Origin of the sequence: Weizmannia sp. FSL K6-3076, from assembly GCF_038007245.1 — a bacterium.
GTDB classification, from domain to species: domain Bacteria; phylum Bacillota; class Bacilli; order Bacillales; family Bacillaceae_C; genus Weizmannia; species Weizmannia faecalis.
On the sequence record NZ_JBBOWU010000001.1, the window covers coordinates 1,456,172 to 1,470,058 of the forward strand.

At 47.5% G+C, this 13,887-nt stretch carries 10 protein-coding genes and 1 riboswitch; of the genes, 5 read left to right on the top strand and 5 right to left on the bottom strand.

Annotated elements, in window-relative coordinates; genetic code table 11:
• Positions 1–36: 36 nt before the first annotated feature.
• The gene (locus tag NSS95_RS06695; RefSeq protein WP_017550801.1) at positions 37–2,871 is read left to right on the top strand and encodes a 2-oxoglutarate dehydrogenase E1 component; all 2,835 of its coding nucleotides are present in this window, start codon (positions 37–39) and stop codon (positions 2,869–2,871) included.
• Between the two features lie 163 nt (positions 2,872–3,034).
• On the top strand, positions 3,035–4,342 hold the full coding sequence (odhB, locus tag NSS95_RS06700; protein WP_017550803.1) for a 2-oxoglutarate dehydrogenase complex dihydrolipoyllysine-residue succinyltransferase: 1,308 nt from the start codon (positions 3,035–3,037) through the stop codon (positions 4,340–4,342).
• A gap of 52 nt (positions 4,343–4,394) precedes the next feature.
• Here odhB and NSS95_RS06705 read toward each other — a convergent pair whose 3' ends face one another.
• On the bottom strand, positions 4,395–5,879 hold the full coding sequence (locus tag NSS95_RS06705) for an aldehyde dehydrogenase family protein (protein WP_014098431.1): 1,485 nt from the start codon (positions 5,877–5,879) through the stop codon (positions 4,395–4,397).
• Between the two features lie 304 nt (positions 5,880–6,183).
• Here NSS95_RS06705 and NSS95_RS06710 point away from each other — a divergent pair, with 304 nt between their 5' ends.
• Positions 6,184–6,738: a Rok-like winged helix domain-containing protein gene (locus NSS95_RS06710; RefSeq protein ID WP_225620986.1), complete on the top strand. Its 555-nt coding sequence runs from the start codon at positions 6,184–6,186 to the stop codon at positions 6,736–6,738.
• Positions 6,739–6,846: 108 nt separating this feature from the next.
• On the opposite strand, the gene yidC is transcribed toward NSS95_RS06710, so the two are convergent.
• The 4 genes from yidC to NSS95_RS06730 all read right to left on the bottom strand — a co-directional run bounded on the left by yidC (position 6,847) and on the right by NSS95_RS06730 (position 11,494).
• Positions 6,847–7,623, bottom strand: a complete 777-nt coding sequence (gene yidC, locus NSS95_RS06715) for a membrane protein insertase YidC (RefSeq protein WP_014098429.1) — start codon at positions 7,621–7,623, stop codon at positions 6,847–6,849.
• 13 nt (positions 7,624–7,636) lie between these two features.
• Positions 7,637–7,945: a hypothetical protein gene (locus tag NSS95_RS06720; RefSeq protein ID WP_014098428.1), complete on the bottom strand. Its 309-nt coding sequence runs from the start codon at positions 7,943–7,945 to the stop codon at positions 7,637–7,639.
• A 203-nt stretch (positions 7,946–8,148) separates the two neighbouring features.
• Positions 8,149–9,039, bottom strand: coding sequence for a YitT family protein (locus tag NSS95_RS06725; RefSeq protein ID WP_014098427.1), 891 nt, complete (start codon positions 9,037–9,039; stop codon positions 8,149–8,151).
• A 367-nt stretch (positions 9,040–9,406) separates the two neighbouring features.
• The gene (locus NSS95_RS06730) at positions 9,407–11,494 is read right to left on the bottom strand and encodes a DNA topoisomerase III (RefSeq protein WP_017550807.1); all 2,088 of its coding nucleotides are present in this window, start codon (positions 11,492–11,494) and stop codon (positions 9,407–9,409) included.
• Positions 11,495–11,698: 204 nt separating this feature from the next.
• On the opposite strand from NSS95_RS06730, the gene trhO reads away from it, so the two are divergent.
• Positions 11,699–12,673, top strand: coding sequence for an oxygen-dependent tRNA uridine(34) hydroxylase TrhO (gene trhO / locus NSS95_RS06735; protein WP_014098425.1), 975 nt, complete (start codon positions 11,699–11,701; stop codon positions 12,671–12,673).
• 380 nt (positions 12,674–13,053) lie between these two features.
• Entirely contained in the window at positions 13,054–13,728 is a 675-nt protein-coding gene (locus tag NSS95_RS06740; protein ID WP_340713847.1) for an SOS response-associated peptidase, read from the top strand.
• A gap of 57 nt (positions 13,729–13,785) precedes the next feature.
• Positions 13,786–13,886, top strand: a riboswitch (TPP riboswitch).
• Position 13,887 lies beyond the last annotated feature (1 nt).

Here is a 13,887-nt window from a genome sequence, read left to right on the forward strand (position 1 = left end):
AGTGAATAAGGGACGAAGGGCTGGAGGTTTTTCAAAATGAATGCAACTACACCAAAGGGATTTTGGGAAAGTTTTTCCGGGCCTAATCTTGGGTATGTCATGGATTTATATGAACAATACCTGGAAGATCCGGAGAGCATCGACGAAGAGGCGAGAAAAGTATTTGACCAGTGGGGCGCGCCCGCTGTTTCCGAAGGCGGGAGCCCGACACAGGGGCAGGCGGATATTTCTTTCCAATTGCCGGCAAACCCGACGATTTTCAGCAAAATGGTCGCTGCCGTCAAATTGGCGGACAATATCCGGACTTTTGGCCATCTCGCAGCGGATATCAACCCGCTCCAAAAACCTGTTGGGGATGTCAGAAGAATTGAACTGGGAGAATTTGATTTAACCGAAGAAGATTTGAAAAAAGTGCCGGCATCCTTTATTTGCCCGGATGCACCTAAAAGGGTCAAAAACGGGCTTGATGCCATCAATTATTTAAAAGAAGTGTACACCCAAAAAGTTGCCTTTGAGTTTGACCATATTCACGACATGGAAGAAAAGCACTGGCTGCAACGGACTGTTGAATCGGGCAGCTTTTTCCGCGAACTCAGCCGGGAACAGAAAATCGGCATTTTAAAACGCCTTTCCGATGTGGAAGGATTTGAAAAATTTATCCACCGGACATTTGTCGGGCAAAAGCGTTTTTCCATTGAAGGGCTTGATGCGCTCGTTCCGCTGATGGAACAAATGATTATTGAAGCGGTAAAAACAGGTGTGAAAACCGTTAATATCGGCATGGCGCACAGAGGCCGCCTCAATGTGCTTGCCCATATTCTTGAAAAACCGTATGAGCTCATTTTTGCAGAATTCAAGCATGCTTCCAATAAAGATTTAATCCCTTCCGAAGGATCGATCGGCATTACGTACGGATGGACCGGCGACGTTAAATACCATCTCGGTGCGGACAGAAAAGGGCAAAACGGCGGACCGATCGGCGCGCGCATCGTACTTGCCAACAATCCGAGCCATTTGGAAGTTGCCGATCCTGTTGTCGAAGGGTATACACGCGCCGCGCAGGATAACCGGAACAAAACGGGCTATCCGGACCGCGATCCGGACCGCGCCTTTGCGATTCTTGTCCACGGGGATGCCGCATTTGCGGGGCAGGGCATTGTCGCAGAAACGCTGAACATGAGCAAACTGAACGGATACGGGACAGGCGGGACGATCCATATCATCGCCAATAACAATATCGGGTTTACGACCGAAACGTATGACTCGCGGTCAACGAAATATGCTTCCGATCCGGCAAAAGGTTATGAAGTGCCGATCCTCCATGTGAATGCGGATGATCCGGAAGCATGCGTACAGGCGGCGCTGTTTGCGTATGCTTACCGCGAAAAATTCCATAAAGATTTTGTGATCGACCTAGTCGGCTATCGTCGCTATGGCCATAACGAAATGGATGAACCGATGGTAACCAACCCGGTAATGTACCATGCAGTGCACAATCATCCGACGGTCAGGGCCATTTACGGTGAACAGCTTGCAAAAGAAGGCGTCCTGACAGCCGAAGAGGTCAAAACCATCGATGAAGCCGTCCAGAAAAAACTGCAGGCGGCTTACGAAAAAGTGCCGGACGGCGAAGCGGAACCCGATACGGCCATGGAACCCCCTGAAAATGTGAAAAAAGGTTATTTGAGCATGGAAACAGGGGTGCCGGAACAGGAACTGCGGGCTTGGAACGCTGAATTGCTCGCCTGGCCTGAAAACTTCCATGTCTTTAAAAAACTGGCGCGGATTTTGAAACGCCGCGAACACGTCTTTGACGGCAAGGGAAAAATTGACTGGGCCCATGCGGAAGCGCTCGCGTTTGCAGCCATTTTAAAAGATGGCGTGCCGATCCGGTTTACCGGCCAGGATACACAGCGCGGCACGTTCGCTCAGCGCAATCTCGTCCTGCACGACGAACAGACGGGGGAAGAATACATTCCGCACCATCATCTGTCCGGCGTTCAAACTTCATTTGCCATTTATAACAGTCCGCTGACTGAAGCTGGCGTCGTTGGCTTTGAATACGGCTATAACGTCTTTTCGCCAGATACGCTCGTCATTTGGGAAGCCCAGTTCGGCGATTTTGCAAACATGGCGCAAGTGATGTTTGACCAGTTCATTTCATCTGGCAGGGCAAAATGGGGGCAAAAATCAGGGCTTGTCATGATGCTGCCGCACGGATACGAAGGACAGGGTCCGGAACATTCAAGCGGCAGGGTGGAACGCTTCCTGCAACTGGCAGCGGAAAACAACTGGACAGTGGCAAATGTTTCGACAGCCGGCCAATACTTCCATATTTTAAGAAGGCAGGCAAAATGGCTGGCAAAAGAAGAAATCCGCCCGCTCATTCTCATGACGCCAAAAAGCCTGCTTCGCCACCCGCTGGCATCTGTAGAGCCGTCTGTACTGACGGACGGAAAATTCCACACCGTGCTGGAAGGCCCGGGTACGAAAAATACGGATGCAGTCGAAAGAATCCTGCTTTGCAGCGGGAAAGTGGCTGTAGACTTGGAAGAAAAGCTGAACAGTGCGGAAAATACCAGCTGGCTGCATACGGTAAGGGTTGAGCAAATTTATCCTTTCCCTGAACAGGAATTAAAGGAAATGTTCGCGCGCTTTAAAAACGCGAAAGAAATTGTATGGATGCAAGAGGAGCCGAAAAATATGGGTTCCTGGTCTTTCGTTGAACCGTATTTAAGAAAGCTGGCGCCTCAGGGAGCGGAAATCCGGTACATCGGCCGGCCGAGAAGATCAAGCCCGTCGGAAGGCGACCCGGTCGTCCATAAAAAGGAACAAAACAGAATTCTGACTGAAGCCATTACCCGCCCTTAAACGGCGGCCCGCTCCTTCCAAAGGGGCGGGGGCTTCAATATGCGCAAAATAACCGCTGCTTTGCCCGCTTCATCCTGCAGCCCGCACATGCCGCGCTGCTCGGAAGATGAAGGAGGAGGCTTTGATATAAAAAAAGTGATACTTTTAAGGGAGGACAAGTGTTGTGGCTGAAATTAAAGTGCCTGAACTGGCAGAATCCATCACGGAAGGAACCATTGCACAATGGTTGAAACATCCGGGGGACCATGTGGACAAAGGTGAATATATTGTAGAACTTGAGACAGATAAAGTAAATGTAGAAGTCATTTCGGAAGAAGAGGGTGTCGTCCAGTCCCTCCTTTTTGAAGAAGGGGACACAGTACAAGTTGGCGATGTCATTGCAATTGTCGGCGAAGGAACAGGGGAAAACAGTGCAACGCCATCCGCGCCGCAAAAAGAAGCGGAAGCACCACAACCGGCACAAGCAGAGGCGCCGGCACAAACACAAGCTTTTGCTGCGGAACAGCAAAAGCCGGCGCAAACAAAAGCGTCTGCTCCGGAACAACAAAAGCCGGCTCAGGAAGAAAGCGAAAGCCGCCCGATTGCTTCTCCGGCTGCCCGCAAACTGGCACGCGAAAAAGGCATTGACTTATCGCAAGTGCCGGCAGTGGATCCGCTTGGCAGGGTAAGGAAACAAGATGTGGAAACTTTCAATCCGCAAGCTGCGGCAAAAGCGCCGGCAGCACCGGAAAAACCTGCAGCTGGAAAAGTTGTGCCGGAAGAAGCCGGCAAACCGATTGAAAGAATCCGCATGTCACGCCGCCGCCAGACGATCGCAAAACGGCTCGTTGAAGTGACACAGACAACGGCGATGCTGACGACATTCAACGAAATTGATATGACAGCTGTCATGGATTTAAGAAAGCGGAAAAAAGAACAGTTCGTTAAAGATCATGACATCCGTCTCGGTTTTATGTCGTTCTTTACAAAAGCCGTGGTTGCGGGATTGAAGAAATATCCGTATGTTAATGCGGAGATTCAGGGCAATGAGCTGCTGCTGAAAAAATATTATGATATCGGCATTGCAGTATCCACAGAAGAAGGGCTTGTCGTACCGGTTGTCCGGGATTGCGACCGGAAATCGTTCGCGGAAATTGAAGCGGATATTGCTGCATTTGCCCAAAAAGCACGCGATAATAAACTTGCATTAAGCGATCTGCAGGGGGGAACCTTTACGATTACAAACGGCGGCGTCTTCGGCTCGTTGTTCTCGACACCGATTATCAACGGGACACAGGTTGGTATCCTCGGCATGCACACCATACAAAAACGCCCGGTTGCAGTCGATGGAGACCGAATTGAGATCCGCCCGATGATGTACGTGGCGCTTTCTTATGACCACCGCGTCATTGACGGAAAGGATGCTGTCGGTTTCTTGAAAACGGTGAAGACATTAATTGAAAATCCTGAAGATTTGCTGCTGGAATCTTAATAGTATGAAAGAAAAGCATCGGCAAAACCGATGCTTTTCTTTTTGGTGCCCTTTAAGGGTTGGCAATCCAGACGCTTTTGACTTCCGTATAGTTTTGGAGTGCGTAAGAACCCATTTCACGTCCGATGCCAGATTGTTTATAACCGCCAAACGGGGAAGCGGCATCAAACACATTGTAGCAGTTCACCCAAACCGTGCCCGCACGGAGACGGTTTGCAATATAGTGCGCATTGGCCACATTTTCCGTCCAAACCCCTGCCGCAAGCCCGTACTCGCTGCAGTTGGCGCGGCTGATTACTTCATCAAGGGATTCATATGGCATGGCCGCAATAACAGGACCGAAAATTTCCTCTTTGGCGATCGTCATCTCATCACGGACATCTGCAAAAATCGTCGGTTCAACAAAGAAGCCTTCTTCACGCGGTTTTTTCCCGCCTGTTACAATTTCCGCTCCTTCATCGAGTCCTTTTTCAATGTAATTCAAAACGCGCGCTTGCTGCTCATCTGAAACAAGCGGCCCCATTTCCGTATCTTTATTGAGCCCGAAGCCCTGCTTAATCGACTGGGCGTGGGAGGCCATATCGGCAATGACATTATCAAAATGTTTCTTTTGAATGAACACGCGCGAACCGGCACAGCATACTTGCCCCTGGTTGAACATGACACCGTTTAAGGCGCCAGGAATCGCTTTCGACAAGTCGGCATCTGGCAAAATAATATTCGGGGATTTTCCGCCAAGTTCGAGCGTCACCCGTTTTAACGTTTTCGAGGCATTGGCCATAATCAGTTTTCCGACTTCAGTAGAACCGGTAAAGGCAATTTTATCTACAAGCGGGTGGTCGACAAGGGCGGCTCCGGCAGTTTCCCCAAAGCCTGGCACAATATTGACAACGCCGTCCGGGAAGCCAGCCTCGCTTACCAGCTGCGCCAAGTAAAGGGCGGAAAGCGGCGTTTGTTCAGCCGGTTTTAAGATAATCGTGCAGCCGGTCGCAAGCGCGGCACCCATTTTCCACATTGCCATTAAAAGAGGGAAGTTCCAAGGGATAATTTGCCCGACAACCCCGACCGGTTCATGGCGGGTATAGTTAAAGTAAGGGCCGTTTACGGGAATGGTCTGGCCGGTGATTTTCGTTGTCCAGCCGGCATAATACCGCATATGTTCGATGGCAAGCGGAATATCGGCATTTGCCGTTTCACGGATCGGTTTCCCGTTGTCGAGCGTTTCGAGCTGCGCCAGCGCTTCCCGGTGCTCTTCCATCAGATCCGCCAATTTATACATTAACCGGCTTCTATCGGCAGGGTTCATCCGCGGCCACGGGCCTTCGTCAAATGCTTTTCTGGCTGCTTGTACGGCACGGTCGATATCTTGTTTATCCCCTTCATAGATCGTAGCCAGCGTTTCGCCGGTAGCCGGATTCGGCGTATCAAATGTTTTTCCGGATGCACTTTCAACAAATTGCCCGTTGATGAACATTTTCTTTTTGCCCTGAAGGAAATGCTGAACCCTTTCATCCAACTGCACGGTTAATTGTTCCATTCCAACCCCTCCATTTATGTTAATTTCAAGGAGACAAGCCTCCTTATATACTTGCTTTGTGCGCCAGCCTGTCAGCGCTTACATCCATATTCTACTAAATATCAAAAATAGACGCAATAGAAATCATTCGAATAATTTGAACATAATCTGCGGAAAATCGCAAAAATTCGACATACCCCTTTATGAATAATTATTCGCTACTAATTTTCTAATAAAAAATAATTATTTTATCTTTTTATTTTACTAGTTTCATATTATAATCTATATATACATATATTTTAAGAAACGAGGGATAAAATTGACAATGAATGAGAGAATGGCACTAAAAATCCGCCTGGAGCAGCTGGAAGACGCTGAGATTCGGGTTATACAGGAATTCCAAAAAGAACGGGAAAATATTTTTAAAAGATTAAGGGAGCTGGATGAAAATGAAGGCCAGCAGGTAAAAGCATCCGGCAAACCGGAATATGTATCTTTTAATGCACTTGCGTCCGTCTCGCCGGAAACCTCAGGCGGCGAAGCCCTTACGAATGAAAGAAAGGTGCGGAAATCGCGGTCGTCAAAAAAGGGCAGGTCGGGCAAGATGAGAGAAGAGGCTATCCAAATACTAAAAAACGTTTCGGAACCGATCAGAGGGGCTGAACTGCAGCGGATGATCGAAGAAAAAACCGGCTATAAAATCGCTAATATGACCTCTTTCATGAAATCCGTCGAAAAACTCGATCCGCGTATCCGCAAACCGGACCGTGGGTTGTACGAATTTGTGAATGATACAGCAAATACGGAAGAACCGCATCAGGAAATGGAGCAAAATGAGAACTTGCCGGAGGAAAACGAGGCAGTTACTGAACAGAAGTAAACCTGTATAAAAAATCCCCGGAAACCCGGGGCTGTAAACAACATAAAAGCGGCGGGAACACATCAACTGTGACCCGCCGCTTTTTTATATTTTGATGATCAGATACAATTATGAATTGGATTCTTCCTTCGGCGGATGGGACTGATAAAATTTTTTCTGAATCAGTGTTTGTCCGATCATAAAGAGCCCGCTCACTGTCCAGTACAGCGGCAGAACCGCCGGAGCTGAAAAAGAAACAAAAAGGATCATGATCGGCGACATGAGCATCATATATTTCATTTGTTTCTTCTGTTCCTCAGGAATACCGATCAGTGAAATTTGGGCTTGGATAAAATAAATGACACCAGCGAGAATGGCCATCGGAATATCTGTTTGTCCGAGATTAAACCATAAAAAGGAGTGGGTGGCGATTTCTTTCGAGCCGCGGATCGCATAATAAAACCCCATTAAAATCGGCATTTGGATGATAATCGGCAGGCAGCCCATATTCAGCGGGTTAACGCCGTGTTTTTGATACAACCCCATCATTTCCTGCTGCAGCTTTGCCTGTTCTTCTTTCGTTTTGGCCGCTTTGATTTTTGTCTGCAGCTTATCCATTTCCGGCTTCAAAACTTTCATTTTATCCTGCATGATTTGCTGTTTTTTGAATGTATGCAGCATAAAAGGCATGAGAATCAGCCGGATGATTAACGTCAAAACAATAATGGCAATCCCGTAATCACCATGAAGCAGCTGGGCCGTTGCTTTAATGACAACTGAAAACGGGGAAACAAAATAATGATGGAAAAATCCACCGCTGTGCGTGCTGTTTGTTGAATTTGAACATGCGCTTAAAACGAACAGCAAACTGCTTAAAACCAATGTAAAACTGAAAAATCTTTTCATGAAATATCCTCCTTTAGTATATTGCACAAATCCTGTCCTTTCTGACCGGTCTTAAATCCGGTTCCGAATCAGGATCTTCAGAAGGATATGTCCGTATTCTGACGCAACTTAAAATCCAAATCGTAAAGAAATTGCACCGGCATTCCGCAGCCGGGCGGGTGTGTACAGTAAAATCCTGCATGACGGCGGCAGGCCTTGCTTCAACAAACGCTGCCGGCCTGATCACAAACCGGCTCAAATAAAGAAAACCTGCTGCCAGTACGTAAAATGACAGCGTGCAGACGGCCGGGTCATTTACAAAATCGATGATGTTTTGAATCAAAGCTATTCACTCACTTTAAAGAGATCAGTACAAAGTATACTTTAATTTTGTCTGTTTTACAATCGTAATCATCATTTTACCATACACTGCGAAAGAATCCTAATTTAAGGGAGGGGGAGTATGCCCGGGCAGCATGAAAATGGAAAAATTTTTACGCGCATATAAAACGGGACTGCCCGGATGGACAGTCCTCAGTTACGCTGTTAGTGAATGTCTTTCTTCTTAAATCTGCCGCCGCGCACTTCTGATATGTTTCCAACCGCGATAAAGGCGCTTTTGTCAAATTCTTCTACAATCGATTTCAATTTTGCTTCCTCAAGGCGGGTGATGACGCAGAAAATGACTTTTTTATTGTCTCCGGTATAAGCGCCTTCCCCGTTTAGATAGGTTACCCCGCGGCCGAGGCGGGCCATGATCGCATCACCGATGTCATACATCTCGTCGCTGATGATCCATACCGATTTGGATTCATCCAGCCCCTGTACAACCACGTCGATTGCTTTTGTGGCGATAAAATAGGTAATGACCGAATACATAGCATATTTCCAGCTGAACACAAAGCCGGCACAGGTAAAAATGAAGAGATTGAGACCGAGTATGATTTCACCGACAGAGAAAGGAAGCTTTTTGTTTAATAGAATGGCAAGCGCTTCTGTTCCGTCAAGGCAGCCACCCCAGCGGATGACAAGGCCGACGCCGATGCCAAGGATAATACCGCCAAAAACCGTACACAGCAGCAAATCATCCGTAAACACTTTTACAGGGGTCAGCAGGATGGTTGTCACCGACATGATGGAGATGCCGTAAAGGGTGGTCAAGGCAAAAGTTTTCCCGATTTGCTTGTACCCGATATAAAAGAATGGGAGATTTAAGATGAAAATAACTGGCCCCAGTTTCCAGCCGGCAAGGTGGGAAAGGATAATCGAGATGCCGGTGATGCCGCCGTCCAGAATCTGGTTCGGGACAAGGAACAGCTCGAGGGCAACCCCCATAATCATCGCGCCGAGGCTGACAAAGATAAAACGCTGGCCAAGTACCGCCCACTTATTTTTCTTCTGCCTGAATTGGGCATATGTTTTTGCCGTTTCTTCCATATTTTATCCCCTTTCCAAATGTTTTTGTGAAAAAATGTACATTTTACGCATACATAAGCCGTTCCTTTAAGAGCGGGGTTTTCCAAAGCCAAGGATTTTTCCCTGAACCGGAGAACGAAAAAATATTTACAATGAAGGACGCTCCCGATCAAACAGATGAGAAAAAGCGGTATAAATATCTATAATATAATTATATTATAAGAAAGTTAAAAAGTGAATGAATATGCATTTCCATGTTGTTTAAATTTTTCCCGGCCGTTTTGAATCATGGGGAAGGGCGCGCTTTTAGGGGCCCAAATTGCCCGTATTGACCGCGAAAATGTTTATAAAAAAAGCCCGGCTCGGCCGGGCTTTTCAAATATCCAATCTATTCTTTTTCCAAGGCGGCTTTTAAAGCATCTGCCAGGCTGTTGCCGAAACTTTCCTCTTTCTTTGTGTATTTTTGCAGCAATTTCTTTTCTTCATGTTTTGACAAAGTTTTTTTCTTTTCGTCTGCTTTTTGGACAATATTGCAGTGGCGGCACTGGAAATAGACGCCGGATTTGCCGTGATGAATCTCCATCTTTTTATGGCAGGTCGGGCAGCGCCTATTTGATAGTTTCGGGCTTTTCCGCTTTGTAAACCGGCATTCCCGGTTTGAACAGACAAGCTTTTTCCCGTCTTTTCCGTTTACTTCTTTCATAAGGGAACCGCATTCCGGGCATTTTGTTCCCGTTAAATTGTGGGCGCGGTATTTTTTGTCACTCGTCCGGATTTCACGGACGAGGCGTACGGTTTCCCGGCGGATGGTTTCCAAAAACTGCTTCGGGTTGCCTTTTCCGCGGGCAATTGCTTCAAGCTGTTCTTCCCATTTGGCGGTGAGTTCCGGCGATTTTAGCTCGTCATTGACAAGGTCGATCAGTTGCTTGCCTTTCGGGGTCGGCACAAGGCGGCCGGACTCACGGCTGATCGTTTCGGAGGAGACGAGCCGTTCAATGATATCGGCGCGTGTTGCCGGCGTCCCGAGTCCGTATTTTTCCATTCTCGAAAGAATATCCGCTTCGGAATACCGTTTCGGTGCTTCGGTTAAATGCTGGCTGAGCCGGATTTGTTCCAGCTTAAATTTTTTTCCTTCTTTGATCGAAAGCAGCGTCGTATTTTCCCGCTCCTGTTCATGGTGCAAAACAGCGGTAAAACCGGCATTTTTCACGGCCATTGTCCGCCCGGTCATGGTTTTTCCGCCTGCTTGAAGTTTAAATTGGACGGTTTCATATTCATAAACCGGATAGAATAGCGCAAGGAACCGTTTTACGATCAGATCATAGATTTTCCGTTCATCGGCAGACAAATCTGATAAGGCCGGGCGTTCATCTGTTGGAATAATCGCATGGTGGTCCGTCACCTTCGCATCATTGATGACACGTTTGGCCAGTATTTTACCTTTCCGGGAAAGGACCGGCTGAACTTCTTCTTTGTATGCATCTTTCACCGCAAGCAGCCGGTCGTACATCGTATTTTCCATATCTTTCGTCAAATATTTCGAATCGGTGCGCGGGTAGGTAACGAGTTTATGCTGTTCATATAAGTTTTGCAGCACGTTCAATGTTTTTTTTGCTGTAAAACCAAAACGGTGGTTGGCATCGCGTTGCAGTTCCGTCAAATCGTAAGGGAGCGGCTGCTGCTCTTGCTTCTGTTTGCGGATCACCTCTGTCACGACGGCAGTCTGCCCGGATAAAGCCGCATGTATGGCATTTGCTTTTTGCTCGTCAAATATCCGTTTTTCGCCATGCTGGTCATACGATACTTCGAGTTTTCCGGCGAGCGCTTCAATGGTCCAGTATTTTTTCGGCACAAAAGACTGGATTTCCCGTTCGCGCTCGAGCACCATCGCCAATGTCGGCGTCTGCACGCGCCCGGCGGAGAGCGGATCGTTGTATTTCACGGTTAAAGCACGGGAGACGTTCAATCCGATCAGCCAGTCTGCTTCGCTGCGGCAAACGGCGGAGTGGTACAGATTGTCATACTGCTTTGCCGGTTTTAACTGTTTGAATCCGTCTTTAATCGCTTTATCGGTCTGGGAAGAAATCCATAACCGTTTCACCGGTTTTTTCCAGCGCATTTTTTCCAGAATCCAGCGTGCGACAAGTTCGCCTTCGCGCCCGGCATCGGTTGCGATAATGCAGTCTTTGATGTCGCTTCTTTTGCCAAGCTGTTCGATCGCTTTATATTGCGGATAGGTCTGCCGGATTGTTTTAATTTCCATTTTATCCGGAAGAATCGGCAGGTCTTCCATACGCCATTCTTTATATTTCGGATGATAATCTTCCGGCATTTTCAGTTCGATCAAATGGCCGAGCGCCCATGTCACGATATAGCGCGGCCCCTCAATATAACGTTTTTTATTTTCCGTGCAGCCGAGGACGCGCGCAAGTTCGCGCCCGACGCTCGGCTTTTCGGCGAGTACAAGCGATTTCATTGCATAACACCTTTCTTTTATTCCTGTCTGAACAAGTATAACGCATCAAACAGGATTGATAAATCATTTCGTTTCTTCTGTTTTCACAGTGAAAATTTTGAAATACAAACGGGCTTTTGGTAAAATTGTGGTTTGTAAGAGACAGTGTAACCTGAAAGCCTGCATTATATCTTGCAAATATAATTGGATAGGTGGTTATCAATAATGGAACAAACAAAGCCGTACAGAGTCTTATTGTATTACAAGTATGTTGAAATTGAAAATCCGGAAGCCTTTGCAGCCGAGCATTTGCAGTTCTGCAAAGAGACCGGTTTAAAGGGGCGTATCCTCGTTGCCAAAGAAGGGATCAATGGCACCGTTTCCGGAACGGTTGAACAAACAACCAAATATAAAGAAAAGATGCACGCCGATCCCCGGTTCCGGGACATGGTCTTTAAAGAAGATGAAGCAGATGGCCATGCGTTTAAAAAAATGCACGTCCGCCCGCGCAAGGAACTTGTTACGCTGCGGCTTGAAAAAGATATCAATCCGAATGAAAAAACGGGAAAATATTTATCCCCGAAAGAATTTCGCGAGGCGCTGCTGGCTGAAGATACCGTTGTACTGGATGCGCGCAATGATTATGAGTATGATCTCGGCCATTTCCGCGGAGCATTGCGTCCGGATATCCGCACTTTCCGCGAACTGCCGGGATGGGTGCGCGAACATAAAGATCAATTAAAAGGCAAAAGAATTGTGACGTATTGCACAGGCGGCATCCGCTGTGAAAAATTTTCGGGCTGGCTTTTGGAAGAAGGGTTTGAAGATGTCGGCCAACTGCACGGCGGGATTGTAACATACGGAAAGGATCCGGAAGTGCAGGGCGAGCTGTGGGACGGCAAACTGTATGTATTCGACGAACGGATTTCCGTTCCGGTCAATCGAAAAGAACATGTCGTTGTCGGCCGGGATTATTTTACGGGGGAACCGTGCGAACGTTATGTCAACTGCGCCAACCCGGCCTGCAACAAGCAAATTTTATGCTCGGAAGAAAATGAACATAAATATATGCGGAGCTGCTCGCATGAATGCCGTACCGTACCAAATAACTTATATGTAAAAGAACACGGCCTTACACCGGAAGAAGTGGCTGAACGGCTGCGCCGGATCGAAGAAGAAGACGCGGCGTTAAACCGGTAAACGGTGCGGCTTTTAACCTTACTATCCGAAAAGCGGATGGTGAAAAAGGGCATGGAAACCGTGCTCGCTCCCTGCCGGAACGATTCCTTGCTTCGGAAACGGCATTTTCTTGAAAGAAACAAGGCCTAAAGAGCGGAATGTGAAAAAGAGAAGAAAAACCGGGAACTGCTGCAAACATCCCAGCTCGGGGGCAGGGTTAACAAGCGGTGCGTTCCGGAACAGAGAAAGGATTTGGTGCAACTGGGCCAAATCCTTTTTATCTGCCTGTTTTTTGTGTAAAATGGGGAAAAATGGGCATCTTTGCCGCTTCATACGCGGTATGGCAGAGGATGAAAATCAGCGGGCAATATTTTCAGGATAGAAAGAAAGGCGGGATTTGGATGTGCGGGAGGTACACGTTAACGGCATCTGTAAATGAATTGGAAGAAAGGTTCCATGCCAAAGCTTCTTTTTCAAGCAGTGAATATGCCAAAAGTTATAATGTCGAGCCTTCGCAAATGGTGGCTGCCGTGATCAGCGCCCATGGGCAGTACAGACTCGGTTTTTTAAAATGGGGCTTGATTCCTTCCTGGGCAAAAGATCCGAAAATCGGGCATAAGATGATCAATGCCAGAAGCGAAACCGTATTTCAGAAACCGGGTTTCCGGGAGGCAGTGAAAAGGCGGCGCTGCCTCATTCCGGCCGATTCTTTTTTTGAGTGGAACCGAAAAGACGGCACCCGGGAGCCGATGCGGATCAGGCTTAAGAACAGGGGCATTTTTGCGATGGCCGGGCTTTGGGAAAAATGGATGGACCAGGAAGGGAATCCGGTCTTTACTTGCACGATTTTAACGACAAAGGCGAACAGGATGATGGCAAAAATTCACGACCGGATGCCGGTGATTTTACGCAGGGAAGATGAAGAAAAATGGCTGGACACATCGGTCACTGAGGCGGGCCGGCTGTTGCCACTCCTTTCGCAGTATGATGCAGACCTAATGGAAATGTATGCCGTATCTGAACGCGTCAATTCGCCGAAAAACAATTTTCCGGAGCTGTTATTGCCAAAAGATTAAATTTTTTGTTGAAATGTTGTGGCAAAAAGTTTATCATAAAGGTGACAATTTCATGAACGTAACCACAGGGGGAGCGTTAAGCTGAGAGTGAACGCCATGTTCTGACCCTTTGAACCTGTCCGGTTAATGCCGGCGTAGGGATGTGGAATTTCTTTTGTC